Here is a 23,623-nt window from a genome sequence, read left to right as displayed (position 1 = left end):
ATCAATTAGCCTATTCGTTTTGTTGCTAGAGTCATAATCAATTCTTGTGATATTTTTTCATCATTAATTAATTCACCAGTAATTCGCCCCTCACACATCACGATTACTCTATGACTCATTCTCAAAATTTCAGGGAGCTCAGATGAAATCATAATGATTGATTTGCCTTGTGCAGCTAGTTCATTTAACAACTTATAAATTTCATCCTTTGCACCTATGTCAATGCCTCTTGTAGGCTCATCAAATATTAAAATATCTGAATCTCTCGTTAACCATTTTCCAATTACTACCTTTTGTTGGTTTCCACCTGATAGATTCTTTACAAGCTGATGAATAGAAGGGGTTTTTATTTTTAATGCATCCACCATTTTCGATGCTTGCTTATTTATATTTAATTTATTAAGCCAGCCAGTTTGGACAAAACCATTCATAGATGCAATCGCAATATTTGCTTTTATATCCATCTCAAGCATTAAACCAAACTGTTTACGGTCTTCTGACAAATATCCGATTCCATTATTTACAGCATCAAGTGGCTCTTTCACTCGGACTTTTTTTCCCCTAATATAAATATCTCCTGACTCAAGTGGATCCGCTCCAAAAATAGCTCGAGCTACCTCTGTTCTCCCTGCCCCCATTAACCCTGCAAAGCCAAGGATTTCACCTTGATGCAAATCAAAGCTTACGTCCTTTATTGTGCTTCCTCGATTTAACGATTTCACTTCCAGCACCTTTTCGATTCTTCTGTTTTTTATTTCTGGCCTTTGATTTTGATAGATTTGTCTGCCAACCATCATAGAAATAATTTGATCAATCGTTATTTCTCTCATATTAACTGTACCAATATATGTACCGTCTCTCATTACAGTTGCCCGATCAGCGATTCTTTTTAATTCTTCCATTCTATGGGAAATGTAAATAATGCCAACACCGTCCGAACGCAAGTTCCTAATAATTGTAAATAGTGAATCGATTTCCGAATCAGTTAATGCTGCAGTCGGTTCATCCATAATTAAAATTTTCGATTCAAATGAAAGAGCTTTTGCAATTTCTACCATCTGTTGCTTTGCTACTGATAAGTCTTCTACTAATTCCCCTGGATTCAAACGTATATTTAGACGGTCAAATAATTCCTGAGTCATCAGATTCAATTCTTTTTCATTTAAAAATAGACGAAAACCACTTTTTGGCTCTCTACCAATAAAAATATTTTGTGCGACCGTTAAATCTCTTGCTAAGTTTAATTCTTGATGAATGATACTGATTCCAAGCTGTTGCGCTTCCTTCGTATCAGCAATTTCTATTTCGTTTCCTTGGTAAATGATCGTACCTGAATCCCTTTGATAAATACCTGTTAAAATCTTCATTAATGTGGATTTACCTGCGCCATTTTCACCTAATAATGCATGTACCTCTCCCTTATTCAGATCAAAAAGTACATTAGATAATGCCTGCACACCAGGAAAGGCTTTACTAATTCCCTCCATTTTAAGTAATTTTTCAGCCATCATATCACCTACCAATCTATGATTTTTTGTAATCGTTTACATTTTTTTCGCAAAAACAAACAAAATAAAACAAAGGTTGTTTTGTTTGTATATTTGTTTGTTTTTATTGATTGTATAAAATAATCAAAGCAAAAGCAATGCATATTTGAAAATTCTTACTATTTATTTGAGCAGTTTTTTACAAATACTGATCGGCTATAAAGTATAAGCAATATTCAAGCTCTCCAACTTAATAATTTTCATATTGAATCTCTTTAATTTGCTCATTATTGATCAACAATCACTATATAAGACACCTTCACCGGCCCATGCACCCCTACAACAAGATTGAGTTCAATATCAGCCGAATTACTAGGACCCGTAATAAAATTAATGCAGGATGCCACTTTTCCTGTTTTCAAATAAATTTCTCGCATCTTTATTGCTGCTTGTGTCATCCTTGGGACAAGAGTGCTTTTCGGAATGAGAACAATACTAGATGTCGGCAGAAAGCTCACGGTCCTTCCTTTATTTTTTTCGCTAAACATAACAACTGTACCCGATTCAGCTAATGTGATTTCACTAATTGTCATTCCGATATTTGCCTTTTCTGCGTTTCCAATATTCTTCTCTTGTTTTGTATAATCCCACTCAAATACATCTATCCCTTTTTGGGGCCATTGTTGTGTAAAAAGTGTACTCAATCCCCAATTCCTAAATCGTTCATCCTTCCATGTAACGATCGGTCCGCCCCCATAATCCGTAACTGCCTTGTCTAAGATAGCTGGTAAATTACATACATCCGTCATATAGATATCCGTATGAATTTTCTTGCATTGATCCTGTAATTTTTCTAGTAATTCATCTGCTGTCGTGTTTTTCAATGCCTCTAATTGAGGTTGATGCGCCCAGCTTGGCCGAGTAATGGATGCGGAAATTCGTGGACGACCGAGCTGCTTGGCAATTTGATTTAAAAATCCTTCACGATTTCGGATGATGCCTTTCATCATATTTCCTCCTCCCGGCGTCGATTTTTAAACCAATCTCTGAATCTTTCTTTATTCGGCGAAGGAAATTCACGGATTTTTGTCCATTCTTTTAACGGACCAGGTCCAGTAGAAATAACCCCTTTCACCACAAATGGCTGCATGGCGCTTGGGGCAATTTTAGAGCCAAGCTTATATAAAGTAGGTGATGCAGCCCCTAGGCCAAAAGCTTTCATTGCTAGTTTTTCAGATATGGGGGCTTTCCCTTCTTTTTCGACGATGATTTCACGATGTTTATGAAGAAGCTGATGCAAGGGGATCTTCACAGGGCAGACTTCTGTACATGCACCACATAATGTAGATGCATAAGGCAACTCCTTATATTCGTCATATCCACCTAGCAATGGGGAAAGAATAGCACCAATTGGACCTGAATAAATCGAGCCATATGAATGGCCACCAACATGTCGATATACTGGACAAACATTCACACATGCCGCACAGCGAATACACTGAAGAATAGACTGGAATTCTCCCCCAAGTATGTTGGAACGCCCATTATCAACAATCACAAGATGGAATTCTTCTGGGCCATCAACATCTAATTCCTCCCTAGGTCCAGTTAATACAGTGATATAGCTTGTTAATTTTTGTCCGACAGCACTTCTTGTTAATAGAGAGACGAGCACCTCCATTTCCTCAAATGTAGGGACAATTCGTTCCATTCCCATGACCGTAATTTGCACCTTTGGCAGAGCAGTTACTAAATCAGCGTTTCCTTCATTCGTAACTAAGCAAAATGACCCTGTTTCAGCTATCGCAAAATTGCACCCTGTAATTCCGATGTCTGCTGTTAAATATTCATTTCGAAGCTTTTCACGTGCATGCCATGCTAGTTCCTCGGGCTTAGATGTTTTGCTATATCCTAGTTTTTCAGTAAAAACGTCCCGAATTTGTTCTTTATTTTTATGTAAAGCTGGAACAACTATATGAGAGGGTCGATCCTGATCATCGACTTGAAGAATGTATTCACCAAGATCAGTCTCAATCACTTCGCAGCCTGCTTCCTCCAATACAGCATTAAGGTTAATTTCCTCAGTAACCATTGATTTTGATTTCACAATTTTCTTTGCCTTTTTCTGCTGCACAACCGTACGAATATAGTCATTCGCTTCTTCCTTTGTTTCCGCAAAAAAAACATGGCCACCTAAATCCGCGATATTATCACTTAATTGTTCAAGATAGGAATCCAAGTGTTCTAATACATGTTTTCTTATTTCTTCCCCGTGAGAACGCCAATCTTCCCAATCTTCAAGCTCATCCATTGCTAATTTCCGTTTCATTCCCATGCCATCCTGTGCAGCTGAAACGGCCCCACGCATAAAGGAATTATCGATGCCATCATTTATCCGTTGCTTAAATTTAGATGTACCAATTTTCATAGCCACCGGTTTTTCCTCCATTCTTACTTGCTAATAGGAATTTTTTATTCACAGCTAAATCTTTATCGGCAATTAAGCACTTCAGCGATATGATAGACTTTAATAGGCATTCCTTTCCTTTGTATTCTTCCAGCAATATTCATTAAACAACCTGCATCAGACCCAATTAAATAGTCCGCATCTGTTTCTTCTACATGACGAACTTTTTCATCCACCATTTGTTCAGAAATTTCCGCCATTTTAACAGAAAAAGTTCCCCCAAAACCACAGCATTGTTCCTTTCCTGGTAATTCTGTTAATGTGAGGCCATTTACGTTATTCAAAAGGAGCATTGGCGGACTTTTTACACCAAGTAATCTGGTCATATGGCAGGATGCATGATATGTTGCTTTTCCCTCGAAAGCAGCTCCAACATCCTTTACTTGGAGAATATCGACAATAAATTGTGTTAATTCAAACGTTTTATCAGCAATATCTTTTGCCCTTTTTTCCCACACTTTGTCACCTTCAAAAATCCGTGGATATTCCTTAAACATAAAAGCACAAGAACCTGAAGGGGATACGATATATTCCGCATCTGCAAATGTTTCAATCATTCGTTTCATCGCTTCCTTCGACTCACGTACATAACCGCTATTATAAGATGGTTGGCCACAGCATACTTGCGATTCTGGGAAAACAACTTCACAACCTAGTTTTTCTAGCAGCTCTACAGTGGATTTTCCAACATTTGTTTGAAACATATCAACAAGACATGTAGCAAATAAACTCACCCTCATGTATTCACCTATCCTTTAATAACAAAATTAATTTTGTTTCCTACTGTTTTATTATATATTATGTTTGTTTGTTTTTGAATATTATTTACGGAATTTTTTTAATATTTAAATTACAAGCGAGAGTAATGACAGCATGAAGGACATTTCTCCACTCTTGTACTTGACAGATGAAGACAATATAAGGTTAAGAATGGCATTCCAAATCAAAATTTAACTGTAAAATAAAGCCTGAATCCCTGTGTGTTTCACACAGAAGTTCAGGCTTCTTTCTAATAGGCACTTTCCTCTAAAAATCCTTATATCATCTGGACAGATGGGTTAAGGACTAAATAAATTATGGATCTAACCCTATTTAGCCATTTTAATCATTCTTGTTTTGATTGTTGAAAGTGTAATCGCCTAAAAATAACCTCCTAGGAATAATTAATTACCTGGGTGACATACGAATTCCGCCATCTAGACGAATAACTTCCCCATTTAAATATTCATGCTCCATAATAAATGTTGCCAATTCTGCATATTCTGATGGACGCCCTAAGCGCTTTGGAAATTCGACACTTTGTGATAGTTTATTAATCACAACTTCTGGCAGCATATCAGCCATTGGTGTCAAGAATAAACCTGGTGCTTTTGTGTTTACGCGAATACCAAATTGCGATAAATCTCGTGAAACTGGCAATGTCATCCCCACGACTCCGGCTTTACTTGCCCCGTAAGCAGCCTGCCCCATTTGCCCGTCAAAGGCAGCTACAGAAGCCGTATTGATGATGACTCCTCTTTCTCCTGAGTCTGTAAGGGGTTCATTATTCTTCATTTTGTTCGCTGCTAGCCTTAATACATTAAATTTCCCAATCAAGTTAATGCCAACAACCTAACTGAAATCCTCAAGAGGCAGAGCACCCTTTTTTCCAATCATTTTTGCTGCCGTACCAACACCAGCACAGTTTACACAAATATGGATGGCACCAAAGGCATCAATCGTTTGAGCGATTCCATTTTGTACAGATTCGTCATCAGCCACATTGACAAGGACAAATCGTACATTTTCTCCTAATTGTTCTACGGCTTCCTTTGCTTTTTCTTCATTTAAGTCAAAAATAACTACTTTCGCACCTTTCTCTACTAATCTAGTTACGGTTGCAAGCCCCAATCCGTAAGCCCCACCTGTGACAACGGCTACTTTATCTTTTAAATTCATCTGCATCCATCTCCTTCATTTCTGATTATTTTTCCAAAAATCTCTTCATCTACGAACGTTTTAATTGTATCTGAATCAAAACCAGCTTCCTTCAAAATATCTTCTGTGTGATACCCTGTTTGCACTCCTATAAATCTGTACTCTGCTTGGTTATTTGAGAATTTAATAGGAAAGGCGATTTGTTTTTTCGTCCCGCCATCTCGCTTCGGTACTGAGACAACTAATTCTCGTGCCTGTATTTGTGAATGATTGACCGATTCTGAAAAGTTCAACACTGGCTCCACACCCCATATCAGCTAGCATCATCGTAGCAAAAGGTCCTGGTAGAAGTGTTGAAAAATCCAAAACCTTCAAGCCATTCAAGATTCCCACATGCAATCCTCTACCTTCCTAAAATGTCTTTGCTAATAATTTCTTTCATAATTTCAGAAGTGCCACCGTAAATTCGTTGAACTCTTGCATCTACATAAGCTCTAGCAATCGGATATTCTTCCATATAGCCATACCCTCCGAAAAGCTGTAGACAACCATCAACAATTCTGCCTTGCGCTTCAGTAGTCGATAGTTTTGCAATACTTGCATCAGCTGTAGATAGTTGATTTTTCTCTAAGCTAGCAAGACATTGATTTACGTAGGCCCGATTGATTTTCGCTTCTGTTGTCATCTCTGCCATTTTGTGGCGAATGGTTTGTAAATGACTGAGTGGCTTTCCGAATACTTCCCGTTCATGTATATACTTAATCGTGATCTCTAAAGCCCCTTCCATCGCCCCACATGCACCAACAGAAAGAATCATCCTTTCACGTGGCAGTTCATTCATCAATGTGACAAACCCATAATCAAGGTTTCCAAGTATTTGACTAGAAGGAACAGTCACATCCTCAAAAAACAACTCTGAAGTATCGGCTGAATGTAATCCAATTTTCTTTAGTTTTTTGCCTTTTGTTACACCTTTGCTATTGGAATCAACATTAAATAAAGACGTTCCTTTTGCAGCAGGTACATGGTTGTTTGTTCTTGCAACTACAATGACAAAATCAAAGCTTTGACCATTGGTGATAAACGTTTTAGAGCCATTTATAACATAGTTTCCTGTTTCTGTATTCTTAATGGCTGTTGTTCTAATCCCCTGTAAATCACTCCCGTCACCAGGCTCGGTCATCGCAATAGCACCGATGTATTCTCCAGACGCCATTTTTGGTAAATAATGCGTCTTTTGTTCTTCTGTTCCAGAATTTAAAATATAATGAGCAACAATATTTGAGTGTACCGCTAAATTCCCCTCAACCGAGGGATATCCAAGCCTGCTGAATTCATCCACAATACAAGCTGCAAAATGGACAGGTGCTCCTAAACCACCATATTTTTCAGGTATATCAACACAAAGGAAACCTGCTTCCCCTAGTTTCCTCCACAATTCTCTTGGGACGATTCCTTCTTCTTCCCATCTGCTGTAATGTGCTTCAATTTCCTTTTTTGCAAAAGCTGCAACTGACTTTTTAAAAAGTGTAATTTCTTCTTCAATGACTACAGTTTGATTCATTATTTTCCCTCCTACTGTTTTTCTATATAATCTTATAGCAAGTTCTATGCCAAAATTAGAAGTATTAAAGTATCCTCTTCCCACACATAATGTGTAAACAATTATTAACACTGAATTGTAAATTGTTAATTTATTTAAGAAAATATTTTTAATGTTTACATTTTCATATGATACAATTATCAGAAGAGGAGGGATCTTATTGCTCGTTTCAGATATTATGACCACCAATTTCCATTGCTGCAGAGCGAATGACAACCTGCATCATGTGCTTCCTTTGTTTACCCACACACACTCCAATATACTTCCAGTTGTTAATGAATCGAATCAATTGATTGGGATTATCACCAAAAATAAGATATTTAGAATACTCGCAACAAAGCCCTCTTTCGATATGACGATCGACCATTTTTATAATCCTAATTTCATTTTTATCCGACCAACTGAGACAATTGAAAGCACCAGAGATTTACTATTAAAACATGAAATTGGTCATGCGCCGGTTGTAGATGAAGGGATGAAGCCGATTGGAGTCCTATCCACACAACAAGTACTGAGTTCGTATAATATAGTCCTAAGTCAAACGAAAGAATGGGAACAGAAACTACACTCTGTTATTGAATTTGCCTATGATGCTATTATTCTCGTGAATAAGAATGCTGCTATTACGATGGTAAATAAAGGCTTTACTGATTTATTTGATATCAATGGTCAAGAAATACTAAACAAATCTGCGTCCAAATTGTTTCCAGAACTCGAAATCGAAAATGTCCTTAACAATGGGATTAGCATTCAAAATATGCACTAAATGATCCAAGGACAACAATGTCTTATTTCTATTTTGCCAATAATGAAAAACGGTGAGACCATTAGTGCTGTTTGTAAAGTTACATACAGAGGTCTAACCCATTTACATACAGCATTAACAAAGGTTAGGAAATTAGAAAAACAAGTTAATGCCTATCAGACTGAAATAAGTGATTTAAAGGGAACAAAATATACCTTGTTTGATTTTTCCGGAGAGTTAGAAGCAATCAGAAAGATAAAACATGAAGCAACCTTAGCTTCTAAAAGCATGTCGACCGTTTTAATTATTGGGGATAGTGGAACAGGTAAAGAGTTATTCGCCCAAGGAATTCATGTGTCTTCTGGACAAATGGGCGCCTTTGTTCAAGTAAATTGTGCTGCAATTCCTGCTGATTTATTAGAATCTGAACTTTTCGGATATGCGGACGGTGCTTTTACTGGAGCAAAAAGAGGTGGAATGAAAGGGAAGTTTGAACTTGCTCAAAATGGGACAATCTTTTTGGACGAAATCGGTGATATGCTTCTCCCTTTACAGACAAAAATCCTCCGCGTGTTACAAGAAAAGGAATTTCAACCGATTGGTAGTTCTAAAACTATTCACTTGAATACGAAAATCATCGCAGCTACAAATCAAAACATTGAACAGTTAGTTCGTGAAGGTAAGTTCCGCGAGGATTTATACTATCGATTAAATATTATTCGCCTAAATATTCCACCATTAAGAAAGAGAATGGTAGACTTACCTGACATCACATATGAAATGATTAATCGATTGAATCAGAGTGGGTTTTATATTAAGGGAATTACCCATTCTGCTTTAACCAAATTAATGAAACATTCTTGGCCAGGGAATGTAAGAGAATTACAAAATGTTCTCGAAAGAGCAGCAAACTTAAAAACAGGTGATTATATTGATGGGGATGACATACCAACATTTAACGATTTACTTAAAGAAAATGCAGATCCCCACTACCCATCCCCAACTTATAAAGAAATTTTTCAAAAATCTGAGAAGGAAATGATTGTTGCTGCTTTAAAATAAGCAAAGTGGAACAAAACAAAAGCTAGTAAACTACTAGATATCAGCCGGCCTTGGCTTTATGCGAAGATAAATAAATATTGTTTGGAATAATATAAGGGGCAACTGACCTCATTCATGATCAGTTGACCACTTTGTTTTTACACCCTTACATTTTCTCGAAGCTTGAATTTCATCAACTTACCAGAGGCATTTCTCGGCAAGCTTTCAGAAAAAATAATCCTTCTCGGCACTTTATACCCAGCCAAGTGCTCTTTGTAAATTCAATAATTTCTTGTTCACTTGTTCGCTCCCCCTCTTTAAGGACAACAACTGCTGTGACAAGCTCGCCCCACCTTTCATCCGGTGTTCCAATTACAGCCAGATCTAAAATACAAGGATGCATTCCTAACACATTCTCAACTTCAACTGTATATACGTTTTCTCCGCCAGAGATGACCATACCCTTTTTACGATCTACTAGTTTAATATAGTTTTCTTTATCTCTAACAGCTAGATCACCTGTGTGTAGCCAGCCATTCTTAATCGTTTCTTCCGTTTCTAGCGGATTCTTATAGTATTCTTTCATAACTGTCGGTCCTTTTATAATGAACTCCCCAACCTCTCCAGGTTTTGTTGAATGTCCGTCTTCATTCACAATATCAATGACGGCAAACATAGCAGAGTCTCTTCCAGCCATTCCAGCATACTTCTCATGGTCCTTTGGATAGAGGACGATGCCATTCGGTCCACCTTCCGTTTGGCCGCATAAACTATATAATTAATTAGACCCAAAATCGCCCATGCATTTTCTTATAACGGCTTCAGACATCGGCGCTGCCCCATATATAAATTTCTCAACAGTAGAAAAATCAAAATCATCTTGTTTAGGAATTTGAAGGAAGGCCATGTGCATGGTTGGTACTGCTAGGAAGCTTGTAATTTTGTGCTTTTTAATATCACTTAGTATTTCTATTGGATTAAAATCCCGGTAAATGACAGTTAAACCACCGATATATAATCCACTGATCAGTCCAATAGTTAACTGTGCACAATGAAATAATGGGGCAATGTTCATCATTCTTTCATCAGGGTGATAGCCAAGTGATATGACAAATTGTAAAGCTACATATTTTACACGCTCATGGTCAAATAACGCCCCTTTCGGGAAACCAGTTGTACCAGATGTATATAAAATATGCAAATCATCTGTATCTGAAATTTCAATAGAAGGATTTTGATCATTTTTTGAGAAGAGATCAGTGATGGATTGGAATGCCTCATTGCTTGCCTTAGGAACAGAAATGAGATTTTGTATTAGCTCTTTATTATCGATCGCCTGTAAGATAACACTTTCAAATTCCTGATCGGTAATAATGTGTACAGTATCAGATTGCGTAATAATATAGTTCAGTTCTTTAGACAACAAACGAAAATTCATAGGAACAAGAACGGCACCAATTTTTGCACACGCATAATAAGCTAAGGCGAAGTAATCGGAATTCTTCATCATTAAAGCAACTTTATCGCCTTTAATTACTCCTCTTGCCACTAATCCATGTGCTAATTGATTGACACTCTTATTAAACTCATTATAGGTATACGTCATATCCTTATAGATAATCGCTTCCTTCTCAGGATGTCTGGCTGTATTTACCTCTAACATTTTTACAATATTCATTGATTTTCCCCCATTAAATAAAATTAAAATCCTTTATAATTTGGTATTCGTTTTTCTGCAAATGCGGAAAGTCCTTCCTGGAAATCATGGGAACGTGTATGATTTTTCAAAGCTAATAATTCTTGTCTTAAGGCTATATCTAGCGGTTGTTCAAGTCCATCTCTCACTAGTTTTTTCATCTCTTTTAAAACAAGAGGGCTTTTTGCTGAAAGTTTGTCTGCTAATTCTTGAACAACACCCTCGAGCTCATCCGCAGGAGTTACTTTCTGTACGAGGCCGTAATCCTTCATTTCTTGTGCAGTAATAAAATCGCCTGTAAAAAGTAAGTACTTTGCTCGATTGACACCTATGATTCGAGACAATCTAACTGCTCCACCACCACCTAGAAGGACACCGAAATTGGAATGTACATCCCCAATCTTTGCTTTATCAGAAGCAATGATAATGTCAGCTGTCATCGCAAGTTCTAATCCGCCTGCTAAGGTAATCCTGTTTAATGCTGCGATGAGTGGCTTCGACAGAATGTTAAGTCGTTCAAATATATTTCCCGCAATGTCTAGTATCCCTTTTTGTCCTTCTGACTTCTGATCTAAATTTACTAAAAGCTCTTTTAAATCAGCACCAGCACAGAATGTTTTTCCTTTCCCGGATAATACGATGACGCGGATTGTTTCATCCTGCTCCACTTCATTTAGTACTTGAAGAAATTCATTTACTAAAATTATTGATAAAGAGTTCATTTCTTCTGGTCGATTTAAAAATATCCAAGCGGTCTGCTGCCTTTTCTCACATACGATTGTCTGATAACTCAAAGTCGTAACTCCTTTCCAATTTAAAATACTATCTTGAAATTAATGCGGACAGTTCTGTTTGTAACACTTGTTCATCGACATTCTTAAAGGTAGAAAGCGCTAAAGTGATCTCTCCTTCCGCCTTTCTTTTTTTCATTTCAATAATTGTAGCCTTAACACATAAGACATCTTCCGGATAAACTGGTTTGATGAATTTAAGATTATTTAATCCCGTACCTGCGATCACATCATCACCAAAAACCCCCAATTTATTCCATAGCTTAAGAGAAATACTCAATGTATGTAGCCTTGATGCAATAATTCCTTTAAACCGACTCTGTTTCGCTTTTTCCTCATCCACGTGCATGTACTGTGGGTCAAAATGCGAGGCAAACGTCATGATTTCTTCCGTATTCATCTTATATGACGGTGTCTCAAACATCTGTCCAATGGAAAACTCATCAAATTTCAACTGTAATCACCTCTAATTAACTTAGAAGCAAATATCATGCCAACCTAGAAAGGTACTAGCAATCATCTTTTCTATGAGAAATAAAAAAACTGTAAAGTAACATTAACAAATCGTTGTTAATGTTACTTTACAGTTTTTAATCAAATAAACTTTCTAACGTGCGTTTTATTGGAAATATTAACACTTGCCACTAATATGTATTAAATTACTTGTAGATCCATGCCGTATTAAAATATAACTATCAAAAAAGCCTGAATTCCTGTGTGTTTCACACAGAAGTTCAGGCTTTTTCTAATACGCACTTTCCTTCTTACATGTCTTATTTCGATTGATCCATCTCAGAAAGAAAATAGATCATTAAATTGTTCGACTCTACTATTTAATGATGATGTCCATGAAAATCTTTTGCAGGATTCGTAATTTCAAATCCTTCTTGCGGCACATAGAAATATTTGATCCAGACGCCATCCAAAAATTCTTCTCGCTTGTCCAAGATAATATCAATATCCTTATCTGTTGTAACTACTTCATCATGCTCAGTTGGGGTATCAAGTTTCAAATCATAATGGGCATGATCCCCATGCATATGAGTAATGAATACACGAATACTCTTTCCTTTAGCATCTTCTGAACTTAACATGTTATTTAACACTTTTGCAGCATTTCGATTAATTTTACATTTCATAAAAATTCCTCCGTATAAATATGTAGTTTCTACTTTCAATAAATCAATACACACTAACTATATACCCATTCACTATCATTTGATACATACGATTGAAAAACAGTTTTTTCACTGAAACTATTTTATTAGGCTGTTTTCACAAACATGGATGCTAATTTAAATATGTGAATAAATAACACCACTCTTTTAAAAATGAGTATTTTATTATAAAATGCAAAAAAATTGCTCACATGCTTGAGCAATTCTGAAGAATTAAACTTATAGGAAAATAAAGGACTTGCCCGAAGAGCAGAACTCCTTCTAGAATCATTTTATAGAAGTCCGCTAAAAAAATGACAGTATGCTATTCAAGTATTTGGCGGGACCGCCTGGGAATCGAACCCAGCTGACCTGGCACGCAGGTCACAGATAGTTTTGAAGACTACGGAGGACACCAGAACCCCATTCAGCCCCATTATAGAACATATTCTATTATATTATTTTGATATGAAACATACAAGGGCAACTTTGTGAACATATTATAATAGTTGAACGCCATGTAACAAGTTTCACTTTATCCGAAGTTTTCTGGGGGTCGTTCCCTTGTCTTTGGAATAGACAAGGGATTATAATATATGTATGAAAAATGATTTGTAGGTGAGAATATGCTTGAAGGTTGGTTTTTGTGGTTCATCCTAGCTTGGATTATTATTTTTGCTGGTTCAATGGCAATCGGCGGATTCTTTATGTTCCGTAAGTTTTTGAAAAAGATGCCTAAAGAAGATGGAAAATCAGATATGGACTGGGAAGAACATTATGTAGATAATACAAGACATCTTTGGAGTCAGGAAGAAAAAGTTTTACTAGAGGATTTAGTAAGCCCTGTTCCTGAATTATTTAGGGATGTAGCCCGTCATAAAATTGCAGGAAAAATTGGTGAGCTTGCTTTAAAGGAAGATGCACCAATAATTAGCCAGGATTTAGTCATTCGTGGGTATATTTTAGCAACACCAAAGAGAGATCATAAATTTCTTAAAAAGAAATTAACCGAAAAACAAATAAATTATACGGCTTATGAGCATTATTTTAACCACTCTGAATAATAACTAGAGTGGTTTTTCATATTAAAAGGCTACCAATTTAGAGACTAAGTAGTTCAGATAACGTGGAGAAACACTAAAAATCGCATTTGAAATCGAGTATAAAAACGGAAAGGATTTATACTCGGCTTTTTGTTGATATGTAAGGGTTCCCCTTGTTTTCATTAACGATTGATCATTTGAAATAGTATACCTATTAACTGGATGACAATAACTGTTGTCCGTTGACTATTTTTGATGCGATTACGGTTGTTATTTGACATTAGGAAATATAAACGAACGTACGTTTCGTTATTTCAATAAAAACCTATGATTTTTGTAAGTAAACGGACTCCCTTTCCGTTATTTAGTTACTTTGAAGCTATTTTGTGTGATTTTGAATAAATAAAGGAACTGGTGTCCGCAACTGCGATGAAATAGGGGACTATTTGCAGAATAAGGGATTCTCAATCCGCAAAATAAATGATTCAAAAAAGACAAGCTCAGAGCCATATAAGGTCTGGGCTTTATTGTGTGGATTCAAATGCTATTTATCCTGTTATGTTAGATTTTCTCCACAATAACTGAACCACTTATTTAGAATCTGGTAGCCTTTTTCTTAGATTGTCCTCTTTGTCTCCATTGACTCGTAGAGATTTTTTTGGAGCTTTTTAAAATTATAGTACATAGCTACTCGCCATGGAACGATCATTCCAAATGCTAAAATCCAGAACATCCCACTTAATTCACCATAATCAATAGATGAGCTTAATATTAGCTTTCCTGCCATTCGAATGACAACCAAACCAACTAAAATATACATAAAAGCTTTTGAACGTTTTAAATATATTTCATTCTCTCTTATTTCAAATTTAGAGGTTTTTATTAGCAAGATGGAAAAAAGCATACCTACTGATGCGGCCTCCACAATTTCAATAGGAGTAACCCTAAAGTAGGGAAATATAAACATGAACGCACCAGTGCTCATAAATACTGGTGGGAGAATGATCTTTTTTGCTGTAGCTGGTTTTTTTGCTGCTTTCATTCGGACAAACATCGCAAAAATCGCAACACCAACTGCTCCAATTGAAGTAATAAGAATAAAATCCATTTCTTCCATCCTTTAACCAATAAATTTTCATCATTTTAAAAGTACAAACAAAAAGCTAACTCAAAAAGTGGCTATTCGAAAATAGCAAAACCACCGAGTCAGCTTATATTATACATTAACTTAATACTCTATTTACAGCATCCAAAACGCGTCCCTCATCAAAAGGTTTAACGATAAAGTCTTTCGCACCCGCTTCAATTGCTTCTACGACCATTTTTTGCTGGCCCATTGCAGAACACATAATTACCTTAGCTGACGGATTTTCCTTTTTTATTACTTTCACTGCCTCAATTCCGCTCATTTCAGGCATTGTAATATCCATCGTTACTAAATCTGGATTCAGCTTTCCGAAAAGTTCAATTGCTTCCTTTCCGTTTTCACCTTCACCTACAATTTCATGATTTGCTTTTTTAAGAATATTGGTTAAAGTCATTCTCATAAATTTTGCATCGTCAATAATCAGTATTCTTGCCATCGCTGTTCCTCCTTGATCAATACAACAGAAGTTTCATCTATTAGATAGTATATAATTTTTAATAAATATAAAGTAAAAACACATATTATATAATATAGAATAAATAAATTGAAACTTCAATTAAATCGAACGACAAAATTCGCAATCCACTTTTATTAAGCTGGATTTTATTGTTAAAAGCCTGTAAAACCGCCAAAAATAGGTGTAAGTATTTTAATAATTTCCGTCATCCAATCAAAGAAAAGGACAACCCCCATTATCATCATTATATATCCACCAATTTTCATAATTTTCAAACTATGCTTTCGAATCCATTTCATTTTGCCAATGAAAAATGACAGTACGAAAAATGGAACAGCGAAGCCTAGTATATAAGCAAACATATAAAACATGGCTGAATTAGGATTAGATGCTCCTAATGAAATAACAGCACCTAAAATCGGACCAGTACAAGGCGTCCATCCAGCAGCAAATGCCATCCCAATTAAGGATGACCCAATATAACCAGATGGGCGATTCTTAAACTCGAATCGTCTCTCTTTCATCAAAAATTCCGGTTTAAGAAAACCAACTACTAACAATCCAAAGAAAAAGATAAAGATGGCCCCAAGCTGACGAATCAGATCCTGATAATCAACAAAAAAGCTACCTATGAAAGATGTACCAAAACCAATTGCGATAAAAATAACAGAAAACCCAATTAGAAAAAACAGTGTATGTAACATGCTACGCTTTTGAAGCATCGCATTCTCTTCTTTTAGTTCACCTACTGACATTCCAGTAATATACGAAAGGAATGCTGGATACAGCGGCAAACAGCAAGGAGATATAAAGCTTAAAAATCCAGCACCTAATGCTAAAAACACATTTAAATCTGTCATTTATAACCTCTCCTGTATGTACTAATTCATTCCCCATTCTAACAAAACTACGGTTGAAAAGATAATATTTAGTTTTGAACAATTTGTGTCTATATAAAATATCCTTCATTCCGCATGAAATCAAGAAATTTTCCTTTCTTTTGTTAACGAATTGTAAAAAGATGTAGAATCACTTATTTTTCTTTTGAATTACTATTGATCATTCGCTATACTATAGTATATCCTAACAATATTTGTTAGAATCTTTCATGATTTTACAAATTTCATGTAAAATCAGCTATGTTAAAAAGGTTGAAAGGAATTTAAATGTGTCCAAACAAGATTTAATCCTATTAATTGAACAAAAAAGAGGAGAGCTCATCCAGGTTGCTCTAAAATATGGTTTTACTTCCTCATTAGCTGTTAGAAATAGCCAAGAACTGGATAGATTATTGAACGAATATAATAAAATTTCCAATACTAAAGTTCCAACTCATTAAAAAAACCAGCTTGCTAAAATTGCCAAGCTGGTTTCTCTTTTCTACAATTAATTAGCTTACGACATCTTCCACTCTTTCCACAGCACTATTTTGCAACAGATACATTTTATGATACAGTCCACGCTTAGCTAATAGCTCTTGGTGATTTCCTCTTTCCACAATTTCTCCTTGATGAAGCACGAGAATTAACTCTGCATCTTGAATTGTGGAAAGTCGATGTGCGATCGCTATTGTCGTTCTTCCCTTTCTCATTTTCTCCAGAGCAAGTTGAATCGCTTCTTCAGTCTCAGTATCAATATTCGCTGTTGCTTCATCAAGAATTAAAATCTTGGGATTAGCTGCAATTGTACGGGCAAAAGCGAGCAGCTGTCTTTGTCCACTGGAGAAAGTAGACCCTCTTTCTACAACCTTATGACTATATCCATCGTCCAGTTTTTCGATAAAAAGATGTGCTTGCACAAATTGTGCTGCCTCTTCAACCTCTTCATCTGTCATTTCCAGGTTATGAAGGCGAATATTATCCTTTATCGTTCCGTAAAATAGAAATGGATCTTGTAAAACAAGCCCCATCCTTGTTCTTATCTCATCTTCACTATATAATTTAATTGATTTCCCATCAATTAAAATATCGCCTCGTTCAAACTCATAGAAGCGCATCATTAAATTAATAATGGAGCTTTTCCCACTCCCCGTGTGTCCGACTAGTGCCACCGTTTCACCAGGCTTTGCAGTGAAAGATATGTTTTTGAGGACATCACGTTGCTTATCATATGAAAAACTAACATTATGAAATTCTATTTCCCCATCTGCTATTTTACTTGTTTTATCCGCTTGTTGAGCAGGTGCTAGCTCTGTTTCATCAATTAATATAAATACCCTTGAAGCCGCAACAATCGCCTGCTGATACATAGACAGTCGCTGCATCATATTATTAACAGGCTCGAAAAATCGATCTAAATAGCTAACAAATGCATAAAGAACCCCAATTTCTACAGGACTGCTAAAGGATGTAATTCCAAAAAAGCTCAATACGAGGATAATCGCAAAAACATATACGAGATCAATTGCAGGCCGTAAAAGCAAGCCATCTATTTTGATATTACGCATGCCAGCTTGATAGTGCTGTTCATTAATGTCACCAAATTCCTTCCGAAGTCTTCGTTCTTGTCGAAACACTTGGATAATCGCCATCCCCTGTAAGGATTCACTCAACTTTGCATTTAATTGACTCAATCGTTCTCTTAAATTCTGATAAAATATTGAACTATATTTCCGATAAGCCCGCATAATTAAAAAGAGCAGCGGTAAAATAAGCAAGCAAAATAGGGCAAGCTTCACATTCAAAATAAACATGGCAATGAATATGCCAATAATTAAGAATGCCCCTTGTATAAATGTAACTAATACACTCACAAACATATCCTTAATTGCCTCGGTATCATTCGTTACGCGAGAAACAATACTGCCAGCAGGTGTTTGATCAAAGTATTTCAACCCAAGCTTCTGAACCTTTGAAAATACATCCACTCGAAGCTGCTGAATAATCTTCAATGCAATCTCTTGAAATTTCAATAATTGAAAATAGGAAACTAGCACATTCATTATTTGTATACCTATATATGCTGCAGCCAACGCAAAAAGTGGTTCGAATACAAGATTGCGCGGTGTTAAATAATCATCAATGAAAACCTTAATTAATATCGGACCTAATATATCCCCAACAGTTGTAATGAGGAGTAGACAGAAAGCGAGAATAATTGTTTTCATATGCGGCTTTGTATAAGATAATAATCGAAACAGAATCTTTTTTTGGTCTTTCCCTTTAATTTCCGGCGTTTTATCCATATTCTCAGCTCCCTCCATGCTCCACTATTTCTTCTAGCTGCTGGTGCAAATACATTTCTTTATACCAGCCATTTTCAAGCATGAGCCTCTCATGATTTCCACTTTGCACAATACTTCCCTCATCAAGAACAATGATTAGATCAGAATGCTGAATGGCACTTAGACGATGTGCTGTAATAATGGTTGTTTTCCCTGTACGGTTTTGCTTCAAGGCCGTTAGTATGTCTTCCTCTGTTTTTGCATCAACTGCTGATAAAGAGTCATCAAGGATTAAGACTTCAGGGTTCATCATTAAAGCTCTAGCAATCGATATCCTTTGTTTTTGTCCGCCTGATAAGGATACTCCTCTTTCACCGACAACTGTTTCATAGCCTTCCGTAAATTGTAAAATATCCTCATGAATATGGGCTGTTCTTGCAGCATCATAAACTTCAGACAACTCTGCAAATGGGTTTGTAAAAGCAATATTTTCAGCAACTGTTGCCGAAAACAGGAAGTGGTCCTGCGGAACATAGCCAAGCGCCTCTCTCAAACTCTCTATGCGATATTCTGATAAAGGATGTCCAGCAAATTGAATGGACCCGTCAAAGCCTTCAAACTCACGAAGCAACAATTTCAATAAGCTCGTTTTTCCAGCTCCCGTTTTCCCTACAATCCCTAATGTCTGACCTTGCTTTAAAGTAAAGTGAATATTTTGAAGCACAGGTTCATTTTCATCTGGATACACAAATTCAGTAAGACGGTATTCGATATCCCCACTCGGTACTTCTTCAAGCGCCTCTAAATCATCTGGAATATCAATCTTTTCAGCAAGAAGAGCAGTCACACGATCATTTGACGCACGCCCTCTTTCAACGATATTAAAAAGCCAGCCAAACGCCAGCATCGGCCAAATAAGAAGCCCTAAATAGGTTGTAAAGGAAACGAGTTGCCCGATTGTAAGCTCATCATTAAGTACAAATTTCGCTCCAAACACAATGGAAAGGAAATATGAGATACCGACGATCAGAGAAATCGTTGGATCAAAGAGTGAATCAATTTTAGCAACTGAAATGTTTTTTTCTACAACATCTTCAGACTGCTTTCTGAAATCCTCAATATCTTCTTTTTCTTGGCCAAAGGTTTTAATTACTTTGATTCCTGATACACTTTCCTGTGTTTTATCATTTAAAGATGAAAAGGCCTCTTGCGCTTTATGAAATCTTTTATGTAACATGGTTCCGTACCAGCTTGTTAAAATCGCCATTAAGGGCATAGGAATCAAACAAATAAGCGTCAGTTTCCAACTAATTGTAGTGGCCATAGCAATAATGACAAACCCACCTGTAGCCAAAGAATCTACAAGTGTAAGAACACCTGATCCAGCCGTCTGCTGAATGGCCTGTAAATCATTCGTCGCATGTGCCATCAAATCACCAACACGCTTTTTTTGATAAAAGGATGGTGACATTTTTGTAAAATGATGATATAGCTTATTTCGTAAGAGTCTCGATAATTTAACAGCAGAACCAAAAATCATTATCCTCCAATAATAACGTAGAATATACATGATGGCTGCTGAAGCAACTAAAACCCCAATCCATATAAGCATTCCTTTAAGTGTTAATGTTCCATTCTTTATATGGTCAACGAACACACCAATTACACGAGGCGGAATTAATTGAAAAAACGCTACGAATAACAGCAAAATAACCCCTGTTAAATACGCCTTCTTCTCTTGTTTAAAAAACCACATTAAATCTGAAAAGACCCTCATCCTAATGTCCTCCGTCATTGTAAATAGCACAAATAAATCAGTTAGTTTTACAATGTATCATTCAATTATTTAAATAGTTTAACAAATATTTTTAATATAAGGAAGATTATATCATTAAAATAGCGAAAAGAAAAAGCACTCATATTCGAGTGCTCGTCCACCATTATTTTGTTTGCTGTTTGTTCATGGCGTTCATCATTTGATTGATTTTCTTTTGTGATGGCTTTTGACCCATTTGCATCATCATCATTTTTAACATTTGTTCATTAATTGGCGGATTTTTCTTTAAATAGCTCATCATGTATTTTCGAGCAATGAAAAATCCTAGTGCTACTCCAGCAAGAAGTGCTAGTGTACCGACTAGAATATAATACCACATTCAAAATTTCCTCCTTCATGTTGTCTATCTTTCAGTGTACTAAACCAAAGGTCATTATACAATATTTGCTTCATATTTTCTTCTATTTTTTAGACAAATTTTCTTTCTTTAATTGGTTTTAGCCAGCCATATCTTTGATGTGCCAAATCAATAGCTAAAAATGAAGCCTCACTCTTCCTTAAAACTTCAAAAAACACGGTCTCAGCATCGTAATTACCATTTGCTTCTAATATAAGGGATTGATCATTCACTTCAAGTCTTGCTGTGCTTCGTTTTCCCATCTTTATGTAGTATGCACCTTTTTCTGCTAGAAAGTCATTCTTTCTGTGCAGCTGCTGATTGATATATTGGTGGAGTTTTAATCCCGGTATTGGTTTTGTAATATATTGAATTTGTCTAGAAATGATTGCATTCAATGTACCGGATGATTTCTCAAATTCTTGAAATAACTGAAAAAACATCCTTTCCCTTCCAAAGTAATGGGAAGCAAACTCCTCTTCAATTAAATACAACTGATAAGCTCTCATCCAAAACCTCTCCTTCTGGGACATCCCCCTTTCTTCTTATTATAATGAATAGTCACACAGGTTTATGTCTGTTGCCGTCGAAAATTTACTCTTGTTTTGTCGAATGTCAAGTATTTCATTAAATTGTAAGAAAAAGAGAGCGTATCACACGCTCTCCTTTACAATTTATTAATTTTGAGTTAATTGCTTCACACGAGCAACTACATTATTTACAGAGAATCCGTACTCTTCCATGACCTTTTCACCTGGTGCAGATGCGCCAAATTGATCAATCGCAAGGACATCTCCTTCATCACCTACATAACGATGCCAACCAAGTGAAGAACCCATTTCGATGGCTAATCGTTTCTTCACAGTTTTTGGAATAACGGTATCTTTATATTCTTTTGACTGTGCTTCAAAGCGATCCCATGCAGGCATACTTACAACAGAAGCGTAGATCCCTTCTGCTTCTAATGCTTTTTGAGCTTCCACAGCTAAACTCACTTCAGAACCTGCAGCAATTAGAATGGCATCTGCCACATCTTTGCTAGCTGGTGATACAATATATCCGCCTTTTGATACGCCTTCATAGGCATTTTCTTTTGTATCTTTTAATGTTGGCAGATTTTGTCTTGACAATACGAGTGCAGTTGGTTGATCAGTTGACTCAACAGCTAATTTCCATGCTGCAGCTGTTTCATTGCCATCAGCCGGTCGAATAACTGATAAATTAGGCATTGCACGCAATGCAGCTAATTGCTCAATCGGTTCATGTGTCGGTCCATCTTCCCCAACGGCAATGCTGTCATGTGTAAATACATAAGTTACCGGAAGCTTCATTAATGCAGCTAAGCGGATTGCTGGACGAAGATAATCTGAGAACACAAAGAATGTTCCTCCAAAAACTTTAAGTCCTCCGTGTAAAGCCATCCCATTAAGTGCTGCACCCATTGCAAATTCACGAACACCAAACCAAATATTACGTCCTTCATATGATGCTGGCGTAAAGTCTGATTGACCATTAATCATTGTTTTATTAGATCCAGCAAGGTCTGCTGATCCACCCATAAAAGTTGGGAGATTTTTAGCAATGGCATTTAAAGCTTCTCCAGATGACGCACGGCTTGCAATGCTCTTGCCTTCTTCATAAACCGGAATTTCGCTATCCCAACCTTCAGTCAGCGTCCCATTGATCGCTTGTTCAAGCTGAATACCTAGTTCAGGATATGTTTCTTTATATTGATTGAACATTTCAAGCCATTGTTGTTCCTTTTTCTCGCCTTGTTCAACTACTTGTTTACGGAAATGCTCATAAACTTCTTCCGGAATATGGAAGTCTTCTTCGAATGTCCATTTATAAGCTTCTTTCGTTAATTTTAGTTCATCCGCACCAAGTGGCGCGCCATGCGAATCTGATTTACCAGATTTATTCGGAGAACCGTATCCGATAACAGTCTTCACTTCAATAAGAGTTGGATGTGTTTCATCTTGTTTCGCTTCTTCAATTGCTTTTGCAATTTCTGATAGATTGTTGCCATCCTCAACTTTAATATATTGCCAACCATATGAATTAAAGCGTTGTTCAACACTTTCAGAAAACGACTTATTTAAATCTCCATCTAGAGAAATATCATTTGAATCATAAAGAACAACTAATCTTCCAAGCTTTAAATGTCCTGCAAGTGAAGCTGCTTCAGCAGAAACACCTTCCATCAAGTCTCCATCTCCACAGATGCTATATGTATAATGATCAACAATATTCATATTTTCTTTATTGTAAACCGATGCTAAATGACGTTCAGCCATCGCCATCCCTACTGACATAGCAATTCCTTGTCCAAGAGGTCCAGTAGTTGCATCAACACCTGCAGTATGGCCAAATTCAGGGTGTCCAGGAGTCTTACTTCCCCATTGTCTAAACTCTTTAATATCATCCATTGATAAATCATATCCTGATAAATGGAGGAGACTATATAACAGCATTGAACCATGTCCAGCGGAAAGTACAAAACGGTCACGGTTAAACCATGTTGGATTTTTTGGATTATGATTCATAAATTGAGTCCAAAGTGTGTATGCCATTGGTGCAGCACCCATTGGCATTCCAGGGTGTCCTGAATTAGCCTTTTCTATGGCATCGATTGATAAAGTACGAATGGCATTTATCGATAAAGCATCATTTTGATTGATCATTTTCTTATTCTTCCTCTCTACAAATAATTGGTACCCTTTTAATAATATAGA

The 23,623-nt window shown here is 36.5% G+C and carries 22 protein-coding genes, 1 tRNA gene and 4 pseudogenes; 5 read left to right on the top strand and 22 right to left on the bottom strand.

Going from position 1 to position 23,623, the window contains the following annotated elements; all coding sequences use genetic code 11:
* Positions 1 to 5: 5 nt before the first annotated feature.
* The 8 genes and pseudogenes from J2Z40_RS03995 to J2Z40_RS03960 form a co-directional block, all read right to left on the bottom strand.
* Positions 6 to 1,508 (bottom strand): sugar ABC transporter ATP-binding protein, encoded by a 1,503-nt coding sequence (locus tag J2Z40_RS03995; RefSeq protein WP_066393881.1) that lies wholly within the window; start codon positions 1,506 to 1,508, stop codon positions 6 to 8.
* Between the two features lie 266 nt (positions 1,509 to 1,774).
* Complete coding sequence (locus J2Z40_RS03990; protein ID WP_066393880.1) at positions 1,775 to 2,494, bottom strand: LutC/YkgG family protein; 720 nt, start codon at positions 2,492 to 2,494, stop codon at positions 1,775 to 1,777.
* A complete protein-coding gene (locus tag J2Z40_RS03985) occupies positions 2,494 to 3,921 on the bottom strand; it encodes a LutB/LldF family L-lactate oxidation iron-sulfur protein (protein ID WP_066393878.1) in 1,428 nt (475 codons plus the stop codon). Before J2Z40_RS03985 ends, J2Z40_RS03990 begins: the two co-directional genes overlap by 1 nt.
* 56 nt (positions 3,922 to 3,977) lie before the next feature.
* Complete coding sequence (locus tag J2Z40_RS03980; protein ID WP_066393876.1) at positions 3,978 to 4,694, bottom strand: (Fe-S)-binding protein; 717 nt, start codon at positions 4,692 to 4,694, stop codon at positions 3,978 to 3,980.
* A 427-nt stretch (positions 4,695 to 5,121) separates the two neighbouring features.
* Positions 5,122 to 5,892: pseudogene (locus J2Z40_RS03975) on the bottom strand (SDR family NAD(P)-dependent oxidoreductase).
* Positions 5,889 to 6,167, bottom strand: a complete 279-nt coding sequence (locus tag J2Z40_RS03970; RefSeq protein ID WP_066393875.1) for a CoA-transferase family III protein — start codon at positions 6,165 to 6,167, stop codon at positions 5,889 to 5,891. The pseudogene J2Z40_RS03975 and the gene J2Z40_RS03970 overlap by 4 nt, the downstream one beginning before the upstream one ends.
* Before the next feature lie 22 nt (positions 6,168 to 6,189).
* A pseudogene (locus J2Z40_RS19955) lies at positions 6,190 to 6,264 on the bottom strand (hypothetical protein); the annotation flags it as partial.
* A gap of 10 nt (positions 6,265 to 6,274) precedes the next feature.
* Positions 6,275 to 7,435: an acyl-CoA dehydrogenase family protein gene (locus J2Z40_RS03960; RefSeq protein ID WP_066393873.1), complete on the bottom strand. Its 1,161-nt coding sequence runs from the start codon at positions 7,433 to 7,435 to the stop codon at positions 6,275 to 6,277.
* Between the two features lie 199 nt (positions 7,436 to 7,634).
* Between J2Z40_RS03960 and J2Z40_RS03955 the strand changes: the two genes are divergently transcribed.
* From J2Z40_RS03955 to J2Z40_RS20135, 3 genes and pseudogenes are all read left to right on the top strand, one after another.
* The gene (locus J2Z40_RS03955; RefSeq protein ID WP_066393871.1) at positions 7,635 to 8,240 is read left to right on the top strand and encodes a CBS domain-containing protein; all 606 of its coding nucleotides are present in this window, start codon (positions 7,635 to 7,637) and stop codon (positions 8,238 to 8,240) included.
* Complete coding sequence (locus J2Z40_RS03950) at positions 8,241 to 9,281, top strand: sigma-54 interaction domain-containing protein (RefSeq protein ID WP_066393869.1); 1,041 nt, start codon at positions 8,241 to 8,243, stop codon at positions 9,279 to 9,281.
* Positions 9,282 to 9,293: 12 nt separating this feature from the next.
* Positions 9,294 to 9,371, top strand: a pseudogene (locus tag J2Z40_RS20135) (helix-turn-helix domain-containing protein); the annotation flags it as partial.
* An 82-nt stretch (positions 9,372 to 9,453) separates the two neighbouring features.
* On the opposite strand, the gene J2Z40_RS19725 reads toward J2Z40_RS20135, so the two are convergent.
* From J2Z40_RS19725 to J2Z40_RS03920, 6 genes and pseudogenes are all read right to left on the bottom strand, one after another.
* The gene (locus J2Z40_RS19725) at positions 9,454 to 9,663 is read right to left on the bottom strand and encodes an AMP-binding enzyme (protein ID WP_245349978.1); all 210 of its coding nucleotides are present in this window, start codon (positions 9,661 to 9,663) and stop codon (positions 9,454 to 9,456) included.
* Between the two features lie 228 nt (positions 9,664 to 9,891).
* Positions 9,892 to 10,866 (bottom strand): annotated as a pseudogene (locus J2Z40_RS03940) (AMP-binding protein); the annotation flags it as partial.
* 95 nt (positions 10,867 to 10,961) lie between these two features.
* The gene (locus tag J2Z40_RS03935) at positions 10,962 to 11,750 is read right to left on the bottom strand and encodes an enoyl-CoA hydratase/isomerase family protein (protein ID WP_066393867.1); all 789 of its coding nucleotides are present in this window, start codon (positions 11,748 to 11,750) and stop codon (positions 10,962 to 10,964) included.
* A 28-nt stretch (positions 11,751 to 11,778) separates the two neighbouring features.
* Positions 11,779 to 12,201, bottom strand: a complete 423-nt coding sequence (locus J2Z40_RS03930) for a MaoC/PaaZ C-terminal domain-containing protein (protein ID WP_066393861.1) — start codon at positions 12,199 to 12,201, stop codon at positions 11,779 to 11,781.
* A gap of 379 nt (positions 12,202 to 12,580) precedes the next feature.
* Entirely contained in the window at positions 12,581 to 12,886 is a 306-nt protein-coding gene (locus tag J2Z40_RS03925; RefSeq protein ID WP_066393858.1) for a heme biosynthesis protein HemY, read from the bottom strand.
* Between the two features lie 356 nt (positions 12,887 to 13,242).
* Positions 13,243 to 13,339 (bottom strand) — tRNA-Sec (locus J2Z40_RS03920).
* 191 nt (positions 13,340 to 13,530) lie between these two features.
* Here J2Z40_RS03920 and J2Z40_RS03915 point away from each other — a divergent pair.
* On the top strand, positions 13,531 to 13,968 hold the full coding sequence (locus J2Z40_RS03915; protein ID WP_066393855.1) for a DUF2621 domain-containing protein: 438 nt from the start codon (positions 13,531 to 13,533) through the stop codon (positions 13,966 to 13,968).
* A gap of 595 nt (positions 13,969 to 14,563) precedes the next feature.
* Here the strand turns inward: J2Z40_RS03915 and J2Z40_RS03910 are convergent.
* The 3 genes from J2Z40_RS03910 to J2Z40_RS03900 form a co-directional block, all read right to left on the bottom strand.
* Entirely contained in the window at positions 14,564 to 15,055 is a 492-nt protein-coding gene (locus tag J2Z40_RS03910; protein ID WP_066393853.1) for a CcdC family protein, read from the bottom strand.
* Between the two features lie 115 nt (positions 15,056 to 15,170).
* Positions 15,171 to 15,530, bottom strand: a complete 360-nt coding sequence (locus J2Z40_RS03905) for a response regulator (RefSeq protein WP_066393850.1) — start codon at positions 15,528 to 15,530, stop codon at positions 15,171 to 15,173.
* 173 nt (positions 15,531 to 15,703) lie between these two features.
* Complete coding sequence (locus J2Z40_RS03900) at positions 15,704 to 16,411, bottom strand: cytochrome c biogenesis CcdA family protein (RefSeq protein WP_066393847.1); 708 nt, start codon at positions 16,409 to 16,411, stop codon at positions 15,704 to 15,706.
* A gap of 248 nt (positions 16,412 to 16,659) precedes the next feature.
* On the opposite strand from J2Z40_RS03900, the gene J2Z40_RS03895 reads away from it, so the two are divergent.
* Positions 16,660 to 16,890: a Spo0E family sporulation regulatory protein-aspartic acid phosphatase gene (locus J2Z40_RS03895; RefSeq protein ID WP_342590314.1), complete on the top strand. Its 231-nt coding sequence runs from the start codon at positions 16,660 to 16,662 to the stop codon at positions 16,888 to 16,890.
* 51 nt (positions 16,891 to 16,941) lie between these two features.
* On the opposite strand, the gene J2Z40_RS03890 is transcribed toward J2Z40_RS03895, so the two are convergent.
* The 5 genes from J2Z40_RS03890 to tkt form a co-directional block, all read right to left on the bottom strand.
* Positions 16,942 to 18,735, bottom strand: a complete 1,794-nt coding sequence (locus tag J2Z40_RS03890; protein ID WP_066393845.1) for an ABC transporter ATP-binding protein — start codon at positions 18,733 to 18,735, stop codon at positions 16,942 to 16,944.
* Between the two features lie 4 nt (positions 18,736 to 18,739).
* Entirely contained in the window at positions 18,740 to 20,491 is a 1,752-nt protein-coding gene (locus tag J2Z40_RS03885) for an ABC transporter transmembrane domain-containing protein (RefSeq protein ID WP_066393843.1), read from the bottom strand.
* 163 nt (positions 20,492 to 20,654) lie between these two features.
* Positions 20,655 to 20,870, bottom strand: a complete 216-nt coding sequence (locus J2Z40_RS03880) for a YneF family protein (protein ID WP_066393840.1) — start codon at positions 20,868 to 20,870, stop codon at positions 20,655 to 20,657.
* An 89-nt stretch (positions 20,871 to 20,959) separates the two neighbouring features.
* Positions 20,960 to 21,397, bottom strand: a complete 438-nt coding sequence (gene sirA, locus J2Z40_RS03875) for a sporulation inhibitor of replication protein SirA (protein ID WP_066393835.1) — start codon at positions 21,395 to 21,397, stop codon at positions 20,960 to 20,962.
* 168 nt (positions 21,398 to 21,565) lie between these two features.
* The gene (gene tkt / locus J2Z40_RS03870; RefSeq protein WP_066393833.1) at positions 21,566 to 23,572 is read right to left on the bottom strand and encodes a transketolase; all 2,007 of its coding nucleotides are present in this window, start codon (positions 23,570 to 23,572) and stop codon (positions 21,566 to 21,568) included.
* Positions 23,573 to 23,623: the final 51 nt, after the last annotated feature.

Origin of the sequence: Cytobacillus eiseniae, assembly GCF_017874625.1 — a bacterium.
GTDB classification, from domain to species: Bacteria; Bacillota; Bacilli; order Bacillales; family Cytobacillaceae; genus Cytobacillus; species Cytobacillus eiseniae.
The sequence above is the reverse complement of the archived record's forward strand: the minus strand, read 5'-3'. Positions and strand labels throughout refer to the sequence as shown.